Origin of the sequence: Bifidobacterium sp. B4111, assembly GCF_026537235.1 — a bacterium.
Lineage (GTDB): Bacteria > Actinomycetota > Actinomycetes > Actinomycetales > Bifidobacteriaceae > Bombiscardovia.
Genome location: NZ_JAFNMO010000002.1, coordinates 414,470 through 432,382 on the forward strand (window position 1 = coordinate 414,470; position 17,913 = coordinate 432,382).

Sequence of the window (17,913 nt, forward strand, 5' to 3'; positions counted from 1 at the left end):
CGTCCTGACCGGCAAAGCACAGAAGGCAGATCATACATGTCCAAGGAAGCATACGAGTCGGCAGGGCTCGCGGTCGAGTCATCCCTGAATGGACCTGCCCATCCCCTTGTCCTGACCGGCGCAAGGCTGATAGATGCCCGCGGCATCAGGGAAGCTGGCTGGATTCTGGCCCTGGATGGCAGGATTGAGCAGGTCGGGCAAGGCAGGGAGAGCCTGGAATCCGCCCTGAGAGCCGCTGGCCTGCCCAGCCTGCTCTCATTCTTTCAGCCTGGATCCGATAACCATGACGCGAATGCGAACGGTGTAGAGTTCATCGACGCGACCGGCTCCATCCTCACTCCCGGGTTCATCGACATCCACTCCCACGGCGGTTGGGTCCACTCCTTCGATGACGGAGACGAGGCCATCCGTACAGCCAGAGCCTGCCATATGGTCCATGGAACCACCAGGCAGGTGCTCAGCCTGATCACCAACCCAGTCGACACGATGTGCGTCAATCTGCGCTCGGTCAGGCGGGTCATGGACTCCAGACCCGACGTGCTGGGGGCCCACTTGGAAGGGCCCTTCATCGCCCTCTCCCGTAAAGGGGCGCACGATCCCAAGTGTCTACGCGACCCTGAACCTGCGGCCCTCGACAGTCTTCTGGAGGCTGCCGACGGTTGCATACGCCAGGTGACATTGGCTCCCGAGCGCGACCATGGCTACGAGGCCATATCCCGCCTGGCTGAGTCCGGCGTGGTTCCTGCGGTCGGCCATTGCGATGCCGACTACGACCAGACCCGCCGCGCCTTCGATGCCGGCGCCCGCATACTCACTCATGTTTTCAACGCCATGAACGGCATCCATCATCGTCAGCCAGGACCTGTTCCGGCCGCCGTGGAGGACCCCCGTGTCACGGCCGAGCTGATCAACGACGGTTTCCATGTCCAGGACCCCTGCGTCGACTTGGCCTTCAGGCTCTTTCCCCATCGGATAGCCCTGGTCACCGATGCCATGGAGGCTACCGGCTGCGAGGACGGTGCCTACAAGCTGGGCTCCCTGGACGTAACAGTGAAAGGCGGCCACGCCCGCCTGACCTCCAACGGAGCCATAGCTGGTTCAACCCTGACCCTGGATGTGGCAGTCGGCAGAGCCGTCCAGGCCATCGGTCTCCCGGCCCACCAGGCCGTGGAAGCCGCCACTCTGACACCAGCCCGGGCTCTGGGGCTGGACCGTCCCAACCCGATCACAGGTGCTCCACTGGGTCTGCTGGCACCCGGCTATGCGGCCGACCTCCTCCTCCTGAGCCCGGCCGACTGGTCCGTCAAAACCGTGGTCTGCAACGGGCGCAGAATTCAGACCTGAATTGATCTGAGCGGCTCCTTCTGCTCGGATCCGGACAGAAGGAGCCGCTCTATATCCTCCTGATCCATATGATGGTAGGAACCGCAAATCCTCCCATCCCGCATATACAGGATTCTGTCAGCCCTGGAAGCCACCCTGGCATCATGAGTGACCAGAAGGCTGGCCTTGAGTCCCGCACTCATGGCTGCTTGGATGGCATCAAGTGTGTCCTCACGGGCTCTGGGATCCAGGTTGCCGGTGGGCTCATCCGCAAAGAGAACATGCGCATCCATGATCATGGCCCGAGCGATGGCCACCCGCTGCTGCTGACCTCCTGACAGCTCGCCCACCTTTCGCCCCATTACACCGGTCGGCAGGTCCACACAGGACAGAGCCCGACGTACAGCATGAACATCGGCGGCTGAACCATTCAAGGACTGCGGCAGGATGATGTTCTCGGCGACTGTCAGGGAATCGACCAACATGTAATCCTGGAAGATGAAGGCGAATTCGGTCCTGCGAAGCCTTGCCCGGCGAAAACCCGGCTGCTGAGCGATGTTCCGATGCCCATACCAGACCTCTCCTCGCGACGGGGTCAGGATGCCGGCAAGCAGCTTGAGCACAGTAGACTTCCCGCATCCCGAAGGTCCGATCAAGGCCGTGATCCGACCAGATTGCAACACTATATCGACCGGCCCGATCTGCGGGGCCGACCCATTCCTGTCATGCGACCTTCCCAGCAGACGACGCCTACGGCGACCGCTGTCCGGATAGTCGTAGCAGACAGACTTGGCCTGCAAGACCTTATCGTTGGCATCCGGATCCCCGTCATGAGCAGTTTTCAGCCTTATCCTTGCGTCCCGTCCCCCATGTCTTGTTTCCATATGTCCCTCTTTCCTACGTCCGATTTTCGAAATGCCAGCTGCACGACTGCTGCGAGCAACGCATTTCGTGATGACCGCAACAGACTTCTCAGGCCACTTATCCCCCACCCCCGCCTGCACGGCCGTCCGTCGTGCCCTCACTCATTCCCATACCGCCACCGCCACAGGCTGCTCGCTCATCCTTGGCAAGCCAGACGAGCATAGGAAACCATGTGGGCGGACAGGGCCACCAGACCCATCGTCAGGATTACCGTCAAAAGCAGGCCCAGCTGCCTAGCCGGGCAATAAAAGGAGATACCCCCGTAGAGTTCGACTGACTGTGGGTGGGAGCAGAGGTTGACGACCAGGAGCGAGCCGACGCAGCCCAGGAAGAAGGCCGACAAAACTTCGCCCAGATACCTGAGAGTCCCGCTGCACCCGTACCGCCAGACTCCCAGGTCCAGGAGAACGGTCACGGCCCTGGTTCTGCGCCCCTCCTCCACCATGGTGAAGATCAGCGACAGGACGCCCACAGCGCATATGGCCAGGACTGGGTACACGATGACAGCCATCTCTCTCATCCCGTCCCCCCCAGTCTGCGTGTAGATTTTGCCTGTCGGCAGATCCGCCACCCATGCCTTGGCCGCCTGGTCGGTAACTCCTGTCGGCACCTCCCGGCCATCTGGCCGGGACGAAACCAGGGCCAGAGGCGTGTGCTCACCCCAACGTTCATATCCGGACTTCCATGAACCTCGGGATATAGAAGACGACAGACGGGAGGGGATGAAGTACTGGCCCATTCCCCCCGGCAAATCGGCCACAGCCGCAATTCGACTACGTCGGGCTGACCCGCTCCCATCATCGATACAGACCGGGCTGTCGACTGACACGCCCGCCCCCGCCTCCGGCTTGGAGGCTACCACCCCATCGAGCCTCTCCAGGCTTGTTCCGTCCTGCGCATGGCGGAGGGCGGCGGATGGAAGAACCCGGCCTAGATCGCCGTCTATTTGAAGACGGGAGGCACCACGATAGTAAGAGGCTGCCCGCTGGACCTGCCGATCACATCCTCCACCGTTCTTCTCCATAGGCACAACCGTGGCAGGAGCCAGAATAAGAGGGTCAGCATCGCGCGACCTTACATAGGCGGACCAACGATCCAAAGTCCCCTGGCCGCGCCCGACCGGTCTGATCACAGACCCGCCTGCCAGCGCTTCGGTCAGGGAGGCGCGCGCATTGGCATCGCTGTACCCCAAAAACCCGAAAAGCCCACAAGTGACCGCAGCGGCGACGACCACCATCGTGAAAAGGGAAGCCGCCCTGGCGGTCTCCTGACTGCGCAAGGCCAAAGTGACCACGGGACCTTTCAGACGACCAGCCAGGATAACGCTCGCTATTCGGTTCAATAGGGTCCTGCCCATTCGTGCCAAGGCCCACACCAGAAGAGGAATCAGGAAGATGCCCAAACTGCCGGCGGTCGCTCCAGTCCCCTTTAGGCAGATCATCATGCAGGCCGCAGAGACCGCCAAAAGAATGACCACAGTAAACAGGGCGCGGCGGCGCCTCCCGGACGAGCAGGGCATGGACTGCAAGTCAGGCCGAGCTCTGACGACCCTCACTGCAGCCAACATGGCGCCCAGACATTGGCACAAGACGGAAAGCAGAACCGTCACAAGAATGGAGGAGAAGCTCGGCAGGCTGCTCTGCCTTGGCAGAAGCATGCCCAGCTGGGACATGGCCGACCCTGCCAGAGGCATCACCAGCTCACCCATGATCACGCCGATGAGGCCAGAGAAGACAGCCATGAGACCTTGGACGACCAATATCGATCCCAAGAGCCGGCTGGGGGAGGCGCCCAGCAGACGGATGCGCATGAGCCTGTCCCATTGAGCTGTAAAGGCGTGATCGCTGATGGTCTTGGAAACGGAGGCCGAGGATGCTAAAAATATAGCCACCATAGCTACCGGGGTGGTCGAGTCGGGCCGCCCTTCTCCCCTGGCCATGGCCTCAAGGACCAGGAAGATCAAGGCCATGGGGCAGGCTCCAGCCAGTACGTTCAGGGTTTGCAGGCCGCGGTTCTCCCTCCATAGGGAATTCACCAGGCGGATGTATCCGATCCTGATACCCCGCCCTCTAGGCAATTCCGCCCCGGATTCTTTCCCGTCACCGCCTATTCTTGTCCGTTGCATAGGACCAAGCTACATGGGCAAGCAACAGGTAGGCCACCGACAGACGTCACTATCAAGTGGACGAATGTCACTGCCTTGCAGAAGTCGTCATCCTGGCCGAAGGTCCGAAGTTACCTACCGGATTGCGCAGCCAGCGGAAAAGAAAGCGCCACCCTAGTGCCATGAGGAGACTCCGATGCCTCTGCCGGCCCCACATCCAGAGAGCCGCCCAGGGCCTTCGCCCTCTGCTCCAGGGAGGACAGGCCGAAGCCAGGCACAAACCGAACGGATCCGTCGCCAGGACCTACTCCGTTGTCCGTCACACTCAGGCGAAGGGTTCTTGGTGCCAGATCAATGACAATCGAGGCGGATGAGGCATGAGCGTGACGGACCACGTTAGTCAAAGTCTCCTGCAAGGCCCGGTAGATAAGGACTTTGCTCTGCGACGACAGGCCCTCTAGGCTCCCATGCACCGTAGCGGTCACATGCAGACCCGTGGATTCAAATGAGTCTGCCAGACTGACAATCGACTCCTTGGTCAGTTCCCCACCAAAGACGGCCGGATTCAAAGCCCTGGCCTGCTGACGTACCTGAGTCAGAGCCTTCTTATCGATGTCTTCGGCCTTAGCCACATGAGCGAGGACTCGGTCGATGGACAAACCCTTGTGCAGAGTCCTTTGCGCTGCTTCAAGCTCCATGTGCATGGCCGATAGGTACTGACCAATCGAATCATGCATCTGCGAGGCCATTTCCGCCCGCTCCTTGGACAAGGCCAGACTCTCGATTGTGAACGACTGTCTGGCCAGCTGCCGGTTCTTTTCAATAAGCAGACGGCTGGCCCGTGCATAAAACAGGAAAGCCACCGCGAAGAAGATAATCAGAGCCAAGTTCAGGATCATATCGCCCCAGATGGTCTGCCGCCATCCGCTTTTCCATGCCATATGCAGAATATAGGCCGCAATTTCCCCTCCCACTGAGACCCAGGTCCAGATCTCCGGGAAGGCGAAGAGAACATCCACGGTCACGATGGCGGTGAGAAACATCTGCGGCGGATTGTCGAAAAGGGTGGCTGCAAGACAAACCACGATGAGAAGGCCCCCGCAGATCAAGGCGGGAATACGTCGCCGAATCAGCCTATAACCCAGCCAGGCCGAAACCATGGCAGTCTGGAAGAGAAAGAAGTTGAGCGGATTGCCGTATTTTGACCATAGGAAGGAGCAGCAGAACGAGGCGACCTCCACCAGGCCTACATATGGGAGGGACCCTGGTTTCCGCTCCTGAGATGGCTCAGGCTCTGACGGGCTCATGGCCGCCTTAAGGTCATGGCCAGCTCGGTACGGTTGCGCACGCCGATCTTGTCGAAAATGTTGCTGACGCGGTTCCTGACCGTGCCCAGAGCCAGGCATAGACGATCGGCGATCTCCCTGTTGGTTGAGCCAGTCACAATCATGTCGATAATCTGACGGTCCGTCCGATCAAAGTCGCAGGCATCGTCGACTCCTTCCCTGCTAATGAGATCCATCAGTCTGCCCGACTCGGCAGCCCCAAGGACGCGTTCGCCCCTGTAGACCCTATGCACAGTACCGATAATCTCCTCGGCATCGGCGTCTTTGAGCAGGTGCCCATATGCCCCAGCCTTGATGCTCCCCACAAGATTCTCATCCTCATCGAATGCCGTCAGTGCGACGCATCGGACTTTTAGTCCTCTTTTCCGCAGAATGCCAATGAGACAAATCCCGTCGATGTCAGGCATCCGGCAGTCAACTAGGGCCACATCGACATCGCTCAGACGAGGATGCTCCAGAAGCTCCCGGGCACTGGCTGCATCCGCAACAATCTTGATATCGTCCTCATCAGCCAGTATCGAGACCAGTCCTGCTCTGACCAGTTCCTGATCATCGACGATAGCCAGATTGATGGTCTCCGTCATCCCAGGCATCATCTCCCATCGACTGAAGCGCAAAGCTGCTCTGCCTCTCAGTACCCCACCTGGGCTTCATGCCCGGAATTCACCTGGGTCTGCCCCATCTCCTGACTCATCTGCATCAGGCGGGCTATGCGCTCTTCCGTGGGCGGATGAGTGGAGAAGAGCCTGCTGAACCCCTTGACCGAGAAGGGATTTTCGATCATCATGGCGGCGGCGCTCTGGGTGCCGGCAGTCTGAGGCATGGGCACAGCCTGAGACCCGTAGGATATTTTGTTCAACGCCGATGCCAGAGCCGCTGGGTCCCCAGTCAGCCGACTGCCGTCCTCGTCGGCGTCATACTCACGGGTGCGGGAAATGGCCATCTGGATCAAGGAAGCGCCCAGGGGGGCCAGAATCGAGCTGATCAGCACACCCAGGAGGCCGAAGACGCCGGAATCGTTATCCCTGTCCCTGCTGTCGCCGCCGAAATACATGAGAGAGTATCCCAGATAGGTGATGACCGTGGCCATGGCCGAAGCCACTGCAGAAGTCAGGATGTCATGGTTGTAGACGTGCATGAGCTCGTGGCCCAGCACCCCGCGGATCTCACGCTCGTTGAGGATTCGCAGGATTCCTTGGGTGCAGCAGACGGCGGCATGGCGCTCGTTACGGCCTGTGGCAAAAGCGTTGGGAGAGTCAGTGGGGGCGATGTATATACGGGGCATGGGCTTGCCTGCCCTCCCCGACAGTTCTCGTACGATACGGTAGAGGTCGGGAGCCTCCTGCTCGCTGACCGGCCGGGCATGCATGGAGGCGATCGCCACCTTGTCGGAGAACCAGTAGGACCCGAAAGTGGTGGCCAGGCCTATGAGGATATAGATGCCTAGAGTCCCCTGACGGCCACCCGTCAGCCACCAGATGAGCATAATAACGGCCCACATAAGGGCGAACAAAAGCGTCGTTTTCAGGCCGTTGAAATGTCCGTGAACCTTCAGCTTGCCATTCATGGACACCATGGTAGACAATGCTGCTGAATTTCTGCTGAACGAAGCCTGTACATCCCACGGGTTTCATACACGTCAGACCAGAAACACATACCCCGGGAGAAGCTTGACGGAGCAGTTTCATGAGCCAAAGAGCGATTTATTCCTTAGCCAGAGCCAGCTGACAGATCCGTTCGCATAGATCGCCAAAACTTATACCAGCTGCAGCTGCCGCCTTGGGCAGGAGGCTGGACCGCGTCAGGCCGGGCAAAGTGTTGGCCTCCATGAACCAGATCTGTTCTTCTTCATCCACAATGAAGTCACTGCGGCTGTAACCGCTCAGTTTGAAAACCCGGTGAATAGTCTCGGCCCCCTCTTGGAGCCGTTCAGCCAAGCTTGCAGGTATTCGGGCCGGGAAGATCTCATCCACCCCGTCCTTCTGGTACTTTGAGGCATAGTCAAAGACCTGCCCATCCGGTTTGACGATTTCACCGACTGGAAGTGCAGAGTCGCCGATAACACTGACAGTGAACTCCCTGCCTGTGATGAAACGCTCTATGATCACCTGGCCATAGGCAGCCGCCTCCTGAATGGCAGCAGGCAGACCATCAGGATTGTCCACAATACTCAGGCCGACACTGGAACCTTCGGCATCCGGTTTGACTACTACTGGCCAGCCCAGACGATCCTCAACCTCAGTCGCGTCGACGGAGCCCGTCAACCATTCAGGCGTGAGGATGCCCGCACTTCCAGCCACTCTCTTCGAGACCTCCTTATCCATGGCCAGGCCACTTGCTGTGCTTCCCGACCCAGTGAACGGAATCTGAGTCAATTCTAAAAGGGCCTGGATCTGACCGTTCTCACCAGAGCCACCGTGAAGGGCCAGGAAGACCAAATCGCAGTCCAGGACCGCCGACGAAAGATTCACCTCAGAATGTGCACGTTTCAATGTCTCAAGTTGTTTGGCGCCTGGATGATTCTGGATGGAAGTCGATGCCGATGAAGAAAGGGCCAGCCTGCCTTCCTCCTCCAAACTCAATCTGCCACGGGCACTGTCAACGGCGACGACCTCGTGGCCTCGTTCACGGAGCGCACGAATGACTTCAATAGCCGAAGCGACCGATACCTCGCGTTCGGTACTGGTCCCACCAAAGACGACAGCTATCCTCATCGTTCAGCCTCCTGGCTGTCCACTCACCTGCATGGTTCCACTTCATGGACTAGAGAATCTAGAGTGTGTTCGTCAACGCTTAACCGGCACACTCCTTAAGATAACGAATACAAAGGGACGATTCAACCGTATAGGCGATTGAATACTCTGCGAGATGCCCTCCCCGTGGTGCCGACCAAGAAAACAGGATTTGGACGAGGATTCATGAACCTCATCCAAATTCTGCCGCTGCCGAACCAGGACCGCTCGCTTACTCGCCGTGGGCGAGCTGGCGGAGCTGGTCGGGGTCGGTGACCTTGATGTGCTCACGGCCGACCTTGGCGCCCTCGGCCCGCTCATAAGCATCCACCCGCTTCCAGCCGGCGAAGTCGATAGGCTGGATGCCCTTGTCCGCCAGGAAGCGGTCAATCGAATCGTCGTCCCGGTCCTGGGCGAAGCGACCATGATCCGGGCTGGCAGCCAGGTCATCCAGCATGTTGCCGATGGTCTCCAGGGCATCGGACTTGGTGGATCCGATCAGACCCACGGGCCCCCTCTTGGCCCAGCCCGTGGCGTAGAGACGGTCGATGGACCTGCCGCCCTGCTCCTCGGGAGCAGTGGTCACCCGGCCGTGGACGTTGGAGAGGGTGTAGCCGGAGAAATCGTATGGAATGCCGGGAACTTCGGCAGGCTTGTAGCCGATGGCGTGGTAGACGGCCTGAACCAGGTACTCCTCGTACTGGCCGGTCTCCTCCATGGTGCCCTCGGGCGTGACCCTAGTCTTCTCCACGCGAATGCCGGTCACTGTGCCATCCTGGCCGATGATTGCGGCAGGCATCCGGTAGAAGTGCATATAGAAACGGCGATCGGCAGGATTGCCCTCGAAGTCGACTCCGCCGTCCTCAGCCATGTCCTCGGCCATCTCCCTGATGGTGAAGAGCTCCTCCAGCATCTGCCGGGTCAGCTTGTCGGCACCGGCCCGATCGATTGTCTCCTGATCCAGGTCGAAGTCCTCCTCGTCGAGGACGATTTGCACCCCGGGCAGCTTCTCCAGTTCGCGCAGCTCCTGGACCGAGAACTTGGCCTGGGCCGGCCCGCGACGGATGAACATGTGCAGCTCGCGGGCCTGGTTGCCCTGAATCCCTTTGTAGACATTGTCGGGGATGTCGGTGCCCAGAAGGTCGTCGGCCCGCCGCATCAGGATCCTGGAGACATCCATGGCCACGTTCCCGCCTCCGATGACGGCCACCTGCTTGGCGTCCAGGGGCCAGTTCTGGTCAGCGTCAGGATAGCCGTCATACCATTCGACGAAGTGGGCGGCCCCGTGAACGCCATCAAGCTCGTGCCCGGCGATCTCCAGGGGGCGGTCGTCCACCGCACCGGTGGCGAAGAGGACCACATCGTAGCGCTGAAGCAGATCATCCAGGTTGATGTCCTTGCCGAACTCCACATCCGCATAGAGGTGGATCTCGGGGTTATCCAGGGTCTTCTCCAAGGCGCCGGCGATGTACTTGATGCTGGGATGGTCCGGGGCCACGCCGTAACGGACCAGACCGAAGGGAACGGGCAGCTTCTCGAACAGATCGATGCGGGCCCGGTCGCCCAGACCCAGGTCGGCACCCTTCTCCCGAAGCTGCCGCAGCAGGATGTCAGAGGCATAGACCCCTGCAGGCCCCGCGCCTATGACGGCCACGCGCAGGGGTGGGCCAGCTTCCTCGCCGCGGGCCGGTGCAGGCATGGTGGAATCGTTGACAGTAATATCGCTCATGCTTGTCAGCCTAACGCAAAGCGTCGGTCGGGAACAGAGCTAGTCGGGCTCCATCCCCGGGACTTTCACCAAGCGTCGCGAAATGGTCTCAGTCCCGGTCTATCAGCGCAGTCAGGGCCCAGAGGATGGAAACCACATCGATGGCCTCCTGCGTAAAGGCGCCGACAACCACCGGGATCAGGTCGAAGGCGGCGCAGAGCATGCCCACCGTGGCCAGGGTCAGCCCCAGCATGACCGCCTGGAGCATGACCCGCTTGGTCCTGCGGGCGATGGTGATCGACCTGGGCAGGCAGGCGATGTCGTCGTTCATGATCACGGCCTGGGCGGATTCGGAGGCGGCCGTGGTGGTCCCGTCGGTGATGGCCATGCCCACGTCGGCGGCAGCCAGGACCGGGGCATCGTTGACCCCGTCCCCCACCATCATGGTGATGGATTTAGTCACCGATTCACCTAGGAACTTGGACAGCCAGATGTCCCAGAAGGGCTGCCGATTGGGCTTCTCCCTGGCAGCCTCGGCGATCAGATCGGCCTTGTCCTCAGGGAAGAGGCCGGCATGCACGTCCGTAATCCCCACCTGGTCGGCGATGATCCGGGCCGAGGCCTCCTTGTCTCCGGTGACCATGGACAGGCGGGTGATCCCCAGCTCCCGCAGCCGGGCGATGGTCTGAGCGGCATCCGACCTGGGCACGTCCTTCATGACGACTCGCGCGGCCAAGGCCCCGTCTATAGCGATGTAGGAGGCCATCTCGTCAGGAGCCAGGGGGCCAAATGACTCGCTTGGTTGCTCGCCAGCCACGAATTCGGCCCTGCCCACCTTGACCTGATGGCCGTCAACCAAACCCTGGACCCCATTGCCAGAGTCCTCCTGAACCTCCCGCGCATGCAGATGGACCTCACCGCTGCTCTGTGCACGCAAACGCTCCTGGACTGCGGCCCCGGCCTCGGCAATCCCGTTAGCCAGGATGTGAACCGAGTAGGACTCCACAGCGCCCGCCATAGCCAGAATCCGGTCCGTATCGACCTCCTGCCCCTCACCGTCAGGCAGATCGATTCGAACCACTTGGGGACGTCTGACGGTCAGCGTGCCGGTCTTATCGAAGAAAATGTGCGAAACCCGGCCCAGATTCTCAATCACGTCCTGGGTCTTGATCAGCAGCCCCGCCTTGGCCAGCCTTCCCGTCCCGGCCATGTAGGCCACAGGAGCGGCGATCAACAGAGGGCAGGGGGTGGCCAGGACCAGAACCTGGGCGAACCGGGTCGGCGCTCCGGAGATGATCCAGGCCACGCAGGCGATGATGAAGGCCACTACAGTGAAGGGCACCGCCATCAGATCGGCTGTTCTGACGACTGCAGCACGCGAGTTCTGGGCGGAGCGCACCAGGTTGAGGATTCGCTGGTACTGGGAATCCCGGGCCAGCTGCCGGGCCCGCATCAGGAAGGTGCCCGAACCATTGACCGCCCCGGACATGACCTGGGCATCCTGGTAGAGCCTGCGCGGCATGGGCTCACCGTTGATGGTGGACATGTCCAGGGTGGCGGTGCGGCTTATCAGCTCGCCGTCAACGGGCACGGTCTCGCCGGGCTTGACCACCAGGAGGTCGCCCAGGCGGACCTGATCGACCGCCACCGTGCTCCAGTCGCTCTCCTTGGGAAGGCCATGCTCTCCCTCCGGCAGGTCTACCTGGACAACGTGGGCCACCTGAGGAGCGGCCTGAACCAGTACCGTCAGGTTGTTCTGTGCCCTGTTCCCTGCATACTGCTCGATGGCATCGCCGGAGTAGAGCATGAGGACCACGGCCCAGCTGGCCCAATACTGCTTGACAGCCAGGGTGGAGAGAATGGCGACCACAGCCAGGATATCCACGCCCACGTGGCCATGTCGCACGTCATCAATCATCCCCTTGAGGGTGTCCACCAGCGAAACGGCCACCAGGACGGCGACCAACCATTGGGCGGCCTGGCGATAGGGGTGCCAGAGCAGGCCCATGGCCAGTCCGCAGGCCAGAACCACCCAAAGCATGGGGACCTTCTTGGCGAAACGCAGAATTCTTGACATGACCACTTCCCCGATCCGGACTTGTCGATCCGTCGACCGCAGCCGGATTACAGCTCTCTTGTCCTCTTGTACATCAAGCCTATACCGCGCCAGAGCCAGTGATGGATGGCGGATACGACAGGGGGCCGCACCCGCCATGTGACGGGTGCGGCCCCCTGGGTTCAGTCCCGGATCACTGCCCGAAGAAGAAGCGGAAGGGATCCATGGAGTCATCGTCATCGCCCGAACCGCCCTGGTCGGAGCCACCGTCCTGGCCACTGCCGTCCGAGTTCTTCCTGTTGGTCCTGGGCTTGCCCTGGACGTTCTGCTCCTCGCTGTCAAGCGTGGCATTCACCTCGGCAGTCTTGCCGTCGCGCACCACGGTGATCTTGACCGAGTCACCGAAAGCGGCAGCCCTGACGAAGCCCAGCAGGGAGTAGTTGTTGTTGACGGCATGGCCATTGAAGGCCACGATGGTGTCGCCGACCTTGATGCCGGCCTTGTCCGCCGGAGAACCTGAAACCACATTGGTGACCTTGGCGCCGCCGCGGGTGACCCCGTTGGCCTGGGCTGTGCTGCTCTGGATGGTGACCCCCAGGGAGACGTGCTTAGCCTTGCCGTCCTTGATGATTTCATCGGCAATCCGCTTGACCAGGTTGGATGGGATGGCGAATCCGATGCCGATGGACCCTGCCTCAGATTTGGAGGAGGCCATGGAGGCGATGGAGGAGTTGATCCCGATGACCTCACCGGCCGCGTTGAAAGTGGGACCGCCCGAGTTGCCGGGGTTGATGGCCGCATCCAGCTGGACCGCGTTGGTCACGATGGGGTTGTTATTGCTCTCGTCCATGACCGAGACCGGGCGGTTCAGAGCCGAGACGATGCCAGTGGTGGCCGTATTCTCGTAGCCCAGGGGGTTGCCAATGGCCATGACGTTCTCGCCCACGGCCAGCTTTTCGGAGTCGGCGAACTTCACTGGCTTCAGGTCGGAAGGCGCCTGATCCAGGCTGAGGATGGCCAGATCGGCTGTGGTGTCGGTACCGACAACCTTGGCCGTGTACATCTGCCCGTTGGAGAGGGTGACGTGGATCTCCTGGGCGCCATCGACCACGTGGTTGTTGGTGACCACATGGCCCTGAGTATCGAAGACCGCGCCCGATCCGGCCCCGACCCCGCTCTTGGTCTGCACCTGGATGGAGACCACGGACTCGGAGACCTGCTTGCTGATGCCCTGCCAGTCAGGAGCCTGCCCGCCCTCGACCTTGGCCGTGCCCTGGCCCGAGGAGTTAGAGGAGACCCCGCTGAGCGAGGAGGACGAGGGCAGAGTGATCCACCCGTTGGACAGAGCCGCCCAGCCCAGGCCCAGCATGAGGGCTGCGGCCACCAGGGCGGCCACCACGGCGGTAAAGACGTACTTGCCCGTGCCGCTCATGCTGCTGCTGGCATTGTTGGCAGGACCGGGCCGACCATTGGGGCCGCCAGTTCCGAAGGGCACGTAGGGCCCCTGGCTGGCGGGTCGGCCACCCTGGGGGTTCTGACCGGCATTCTGGCGAGGCTGGCCATTCTGACCGAACTGGCCTGGCTGTCCATATTGTCCGAAGAAGCTCTGCCGAGGACCAGAGCCATACCCCTGGTTGGACTGCTGGTTGGACTGCTGCTGACCCTGATTGTTGGCAGGTGGACGCGAGCCTGCGGGAGCATAAGCACCATACTCGGGCGCTGGCCGATAGTAAGGCTGCTGCGTCTGCGCATCCTGCCCCGCAGTCGAGCCACCGGAGGCGGAGGCTGAGGTCCCGGTGCCGCTACTGTCATTCGACGCATTTTCTGTAGTCGCGAGCCGTGCATCGCCACCAGGCATGGCAATAGGTGTCGTGGGCCTCTGGTCCCAGGCCTGAGTCTGCTGGTCCCCTTCTTCTGTCGCTGGGACTTGAGCAGAGTCGGTCTGTTCTGTGGAGGCTCCCGTCTCCTGCTCTTGCTCGGCGGCCCCGCGCTCGATGTGGCTTGGCTGCCAGGACTGACCGTCATCGCCGCCCCTCCACGGGTCGGCCTTATGCTCTTCAGCCATTTCTGCTCCTTCGGATCGATGCCACTGCCTGCTATTCGGTCACGCTTGTCAATCTACCCCGTCGCCCGCGCTTTTTGCCGTTTCCGGCTGACAGGCGAAGCGGGTCCTCGCATGCATTGCTTCCAAGTCTAGGGCCGAAATGCTGAATGTTGTCTGGACGTTGGATGAAAGTCATATCGACTGTACGCAGGGCAGCAGCAGGACGGTTGGATGTCTTGGATACAGTGGAGCCATGAGCCTGATCACCAACCCGCTGGGAGCCACACCGGGCCGACCCGGCGACCGCACCGCATTCTCATTCGAGACCCTGAACCGCTTGCCCGACAGCCCCGAAGGCCTGGGACGCAATGGCCGCCGCTACGGCCGCACCGGCATCATCCATACTCCGCACGGAGACATCCACACCCCCGCATTCATCCCCGTGGCCACACAGGCGGCCATGAAGGCCGTTCTGCCAGAGCAAATGCGTCAGCTGGGCGCCCAGGTCCTGCTGGCCAACGCCTTCCACCTGTTCGAACGCCCCGGCCCCGACATTCTGGACCAAGCAGGCGGCCTGGCCCGGTTCATGAACTGGGACGGCCCCACCTACACCGACTCGGGCGGCTTCCAGGTCCTATCGCTGGGAGCGGGATTCAAGAAGACACTGGCCATGGACGTGACCGGCATGAAGTCGGACCAGGTGATCGCCGAGGGCAAGGAGCGCCTGGCTTTCGTGGATGAGGACGGAGTCACCTTCAAGTCTCCGCTCAACGGCGACCGGCACCGCTTCTCGGCTGAGATCTCCATGGGCATCCAGCACCGCATCGGCGCCGACATCATGTTCTCCTTCGACGAGCTGACCACACTGATGAACACCCGCACTTACCAGGAACAGTCAGTGGAGCGCACCTTCCGGTGGGCGAAGCGCTGCGTGGATGAGCACCACAGGCTGACCCAGGCGCGGACCGGCAAGCCCTATCAGGCCCTGTTCGGCGTGGTACAAGGGGCCAACTACGAGGATCTCCGCCGACGCGCCGCCCGCCAGATCGCCTCCCTGGACTTTGACGGCGTGGGCATCGGGGGCGCCATAGAGAAACGGCTGCTGGGGCAGACCTGCGCCTGGATCTGCGACGAAATGCCCGAATCCCGGCCCAGGCACGTCTTGGGCATCGCCGCCGTGGACGACATCTTTGCAGGCGTGGAAAACGGCGGGGACACCTTCGACTGCGTATCCCCGGCTCGCTGCGGCCGCAACGGGGCCGTCTTCACCCGTGACGGCCGCTGGAACATCAAACGCGCCCAGTTCAAGGCCGATTTCAGACCCATCGAAGAGGACTGCGACTGCTACACCTGCACCCACTACTCCCGGGCCTACATCGACCATCTGCTTCGCGCCCATGAGCTCAACGGCTACACGCTGGCCACCATCCACAACGAACGCTTCTTCGTGAGGCTGCTGGACGAGATCCGCCAGTCCATTGACGGCGGCTACTTCGACGAATATAAGAAGAAGACGCTGGCCAGGTTCTACGCCCACGGATCCAAGGGCTGAACCAACACGCCATTATTGCGCCGCGCAGACAACCGTGCTAACCTTTCCAGTTGTCTGCGAACGTGGCGGAATGGTAGACGCGCTGTCTTCAGGTGGCAGTGAGCTGATGCTCGTGAGGGTTCAACTCCCTCCGTTCGCACAAAGAAATGGAAATGTCTTCGACTGATTGATGTCAGTCGAAGACATTTTTTATTGGTCGAATTACAGCTGAGGCCGTTCTGGCTATCCGGCCTTCTGGCCGCCGCAAGTCGGGTCAGGATGGTTCATCCTCTTGCCGCCTGCCGCCCGACCACGCAGCTTTTGATCATACAGACCAGTCACTCGATGTCCTGGTCGTCGAAGACCTTGCGGCCCTTGTAGAGGTCGAGGTCCAGCTCGTTCTCGGTCCTGGCCACGATGACTGCCGTATTGGCGGCACCTGCTACGTTCACCAGCGTGCGGCCCATATCCACCAGCTGGGAAATAGGTTGCATGATAGCGATGAAGGGTACGGGCAGGCCAGCTGCTGTGAAGAGGGAGGTGGCGGTGATCGTAGCTGTGCCTGGCACACCCACCGTCCCCACGGAAACCACCAGAGCAAAGACGATCAGGAGCGCAAAACGGAGAGGGGAGTAAGGAATCCCCTGAGCATTGATAGCGAAAACCGCCAGAAGAACGGGCCAGAGCCCGGCGCATCCTGGCATGCCCAGATTGGCTCCCAGACTGGCCACAAAGGAGGCCGTCTCTTCAGGAACACCAGCGGAACGCAACTGACGGACTGTGACTGGGATGGTACCGATGCTGCTCTCGGAGGTGAAGGCCACCACGCCCGCCGGCCAAAGGGAGCGGAAGAAGGGCAGAGGATTGACCCGGCCGACCAGGGCCAGGATCAGGGGTTGGACTAGGAAGAGCTGAATAGCCAAGCCCAGGTAGGACACCAAGAGGACAGCCAACAGGGGCAGAAGGGTCTTCAGGTTGCTTCGACCGATGGCGGCTGCGATCAGGGACAGGACCGCATAGGGGGTGAAGCCAACGACGATTTGGGTGGCCTTGGACAGGACCACATTGCCGGCTTCCACGAAAGCCTTGAAGGGGGCCACACTCTGCTCGCCGCGCGGGGTTGAGGCGGCCTTGTTCAGAGAGACCGCCAGGAGGATGGCGAAGATCACGACAGGAATGACCTGGTTCTGGGCCCAGTTTTCAGCCAGATTCGAGGGGAAGAGACCGACCAGGGTGTCAAGCACCCCTGGCACCTCGTGAGGCTTGGCCCCCTTGGGCAGGGCCTGGTCGAACCCCTTGCCGACCTGGAAGAGCAGCCCCAGAACCAGGGCGATCACGGCTGCTGTGAAGGTGTTGACCAGGAGCAGAACGATGGTTTTCAGACTGATGTTTTTCAGCCGACCGGACCCGCCGATACGGCTGATGCTGGCGATGATGCTGAAGAGCAGGAGCGGCACCACCAAGGCCGAAATGACCTCGGACCAAACGTTGCCGAATGCCCCCACATAGGTCGTGTGACCTGAGAAGCCCACACCCACCAGGATTCCCAGCACCGTCGCTATGATGACCCGCCAACTGAAGTTGACCTTGGTCCTCCTGCTCAGCAGGGCCAGCCCCACAAAGAGAATGACGACCACTATCAGGGCCGCCCAATCCCAACTCGTTTCCGACATTGCCTCTCCCTCATCGATCTCTCCTCCCCAGGACCAAACGGCCTGGGGTTGGGGTTCAATCTAACAGGAGAGCGGCGGAAGTCCAACGATTCCCGGAAGAATGCCTATACCCGTTGCTTATGGACTGCTATTCCCGGGCAGATTAGGCCTGTCTGACGAGGATTGCTAAGAACGGACCAGGCGGGCGATGGCCTCGGAGGCCTCCTCCATCTTCTCGTCGGCCTCTTCACCTCCCTTTTCGGCAGCTTCGCGGACGCAGTGGTTCATGTGGTCGTCCAGCAGGGTTAGGGCCACCGACTTCAGGGCGCTGGTCGAGGCGGCAATCTGAGTGAGAATATCGATGCAGTAAGTGTCTGACTCGACCATCTGCTCGATGGCCCTGACCTGGCCCTCGACACGCCGGAGTCTGGTAATGGTCCGCTTTTTATCGTTGGCATATCCGGGCACGATTCACTCCATTCCTAGTCAATGG

Annotated in this window: 13 protein-coding genes and 1 tRNA gene; 3 read left to right on the forward strand and 11 right to left on the reverse strand. The window is 61.0% G+C overall.

Translation table 11 applies throughout. The features are described from left to right. The first annotated feature begins 36 nt into the window (after positions 1 to 36). On the forward strand, positions 37 to 1,344 hold the full coding sequence (gene nagA, locus J3T93_RS05590; protein ID WP_267430873.1) for an N-acetylglucosamine-6-phosphate deacetylase: 1,308 nt from the start codon (positions 37 to 39) through the stop codon (positions 1,342 to 1,344). On the opposite strand, the gene J3T93_RS05595 is transcribed toward nagA, so the two are convergent. The 9 genes from J3T93_RS05595 to J3T93_RS05635 all read right to left on the reverse strand — a co-directional run bounded on the left by J3T93_RS05595 (position 1,335) and on the right by J3T93_RS05635 (position 14,258). After that, a complete protein-coding gene (locus tag J3T93_RS05595) occupies positions 1,335 to 2,207 on the reverse strand; it encodes an ABC transporter ATP-binding protein (RefSeq protein ID WP_267430874.1) in 873 nt (290 codons plus the stop codon). The two genes, nagA and J3T93_RS05595, sit on opposite strands and share 10 nt — an antisense overlap. 176 nt (positions 2,208 to 2,383) lie before the next feature. Next, positions 2,384 to 4,372, reverse strand: a complete 1,989-nt coding sequence (locus J3T93_RS05600) for an ABC transporter permease (protein WP_267430875.1) — start codon at positions 4,370 to 4,372, stop codon at positions 2,384 to 2,386. 110 nt (positions 4,373 to 4,482) lie between these two features. Further along, positions 4,483 to 5,658 carry a sensor histidine kinase gene (locus J3T93_RS05605; RefSeq protein WP_267430876.1) on the reverse strand — a complete coding sequence of 392 codons (1,176 nt, stop codon included), beginning with the start codon at positions 5,656 to 5,658 and terminating at the stop codon, positions 4,483 to 4,485. Then, a complete protein-coding gene (locus tag J3T93_RS05610) occupies positions 5,655 to 6,281 on the reverse strand; it encodes a response regulator (protein WP_267430877.1) in 627 nt (208 codons plus the stop codon). Before J3T93_RS05610 ends, J3T93_RS05605 begins: the two co-directional genes overlap by 4 nt. Positions 6,282 to 6,328: 47 nt before the next feature. Further along, a complete protein-coding gene (htpX, locus tag J3T93_RS05615) occupies positions 6,329 to 7,264 on the reverse strand; it encodes a zinc metalloprotease HtpX (protein ID WP_254478207.1) in 936 nt (311 codons plus the stop codon). Positions 7,265 to 7,400: 136 nt separating this feature from the next. Next, complete coding sequence (locus J3T93_RS05620; RefSeq protein WP_267430878.1) at positions 7,401 to 8,411, reverse strand: D-alanine--D-alanine ligase family protein; 1,011 nt, start codon at positions 8,409 to 8,411, stop codon at positions 7,401 to 7,403. Between the two features lie 250 nt (positions 8,412 to 8,661). Continuing rightward, positions 8,662 to 10,128 (reverse strand): FAD-dependent oxidoreductase, encoded by a 1,467-nt coding sequence (locus J3T93_RS05625; RefSeq protein WP_267430975.1) that lies wholly within the window; start codon positions 10,126 to 10,128, stop codon positions 8,662 to 8,664. A gap of 118 nt (positions 10,129 to 10,246) precedes the next feature. Continuing rightward, positions 10,247 to 12,214, reverse strand: a complete 1,968-nt coding sequence (locus J3T93_RS05630) for a heavy metal translocating P-type ATPase (protein WP_267430879.1) — start codon at positions 12,212 to 12,214, stop codon at positions 10,247 to 10,249. Positions 12,215 to 12,386: 172 nt separating this feature from the next. Then, on the reverse strand, positions 12,387 to 14,258 hold the full coding sequence (locus J3T93_RS05635) for a S1C family serine protease (RefSeq protein ID WP_267430880.1): 1,872 nt from the start codon (positions 14,256 to 14,258) through the stop codon (positions 12,387 to 12,389). 232 nt (positions 14,259 to 14,490) lie between these two features. Between J3T93_RS05635 and tgt the strand changes: the two genes are divergently transcribed. Next, positions 14,491 to 15,789 carry a tRNA guanosine(34) transglycosylase Tgt gene (tgt, locus tag J3T93_RS05640; protein ID WP_267400995.1) on the forward strand — a complete coding sequence of 433 codons (1,299 nt, stop codon included), beginning with the start codon at positions 14,491 to 14,493 and terminating at the stop codon, positions 15,787 to 15,789. A gap of 56 nt (positions 15,790 to 15,845) precedes the next feature. After that, positions 15,846 to 15,928: transfer RNA gene (locus tag J3T93_RS05645), tRNA-Leu, on the forward strand. Positions 15,929 to 16,106: 178 nt separating this feature from the next. Here J3T93_RS05645 and J3T93_RS05650 read toward each other — a convergent pair. Then, the gene (locus J3T93_RS05650) at positions 16,107 to 17,441 is read right to left on the reverse strand and encodes a dicarboxylate/amino acid:cation symporter (protein ID WP_267430881.1); all 1,335 of its coding nucleotides are present in this window, start codon (positions 17,439 to 17,441) and stop codon (positions 16,107 to 16,109) included. A 165-nt stretch (positions 17,442 to 17,606) separates the two neighbouring features. Continuing rightward, entirely contained in the window at positions 17,607 to 17,888 is a 282-nt protein-coding gene (locus J3T93_RS05655; protein ID WP_110416674.1) for a metal-sensitive transcriptional regulator, read from the reverse strand. Between the last annotated feature and the right edge of the window lie 25 nt (positions 17,889 to 17,913).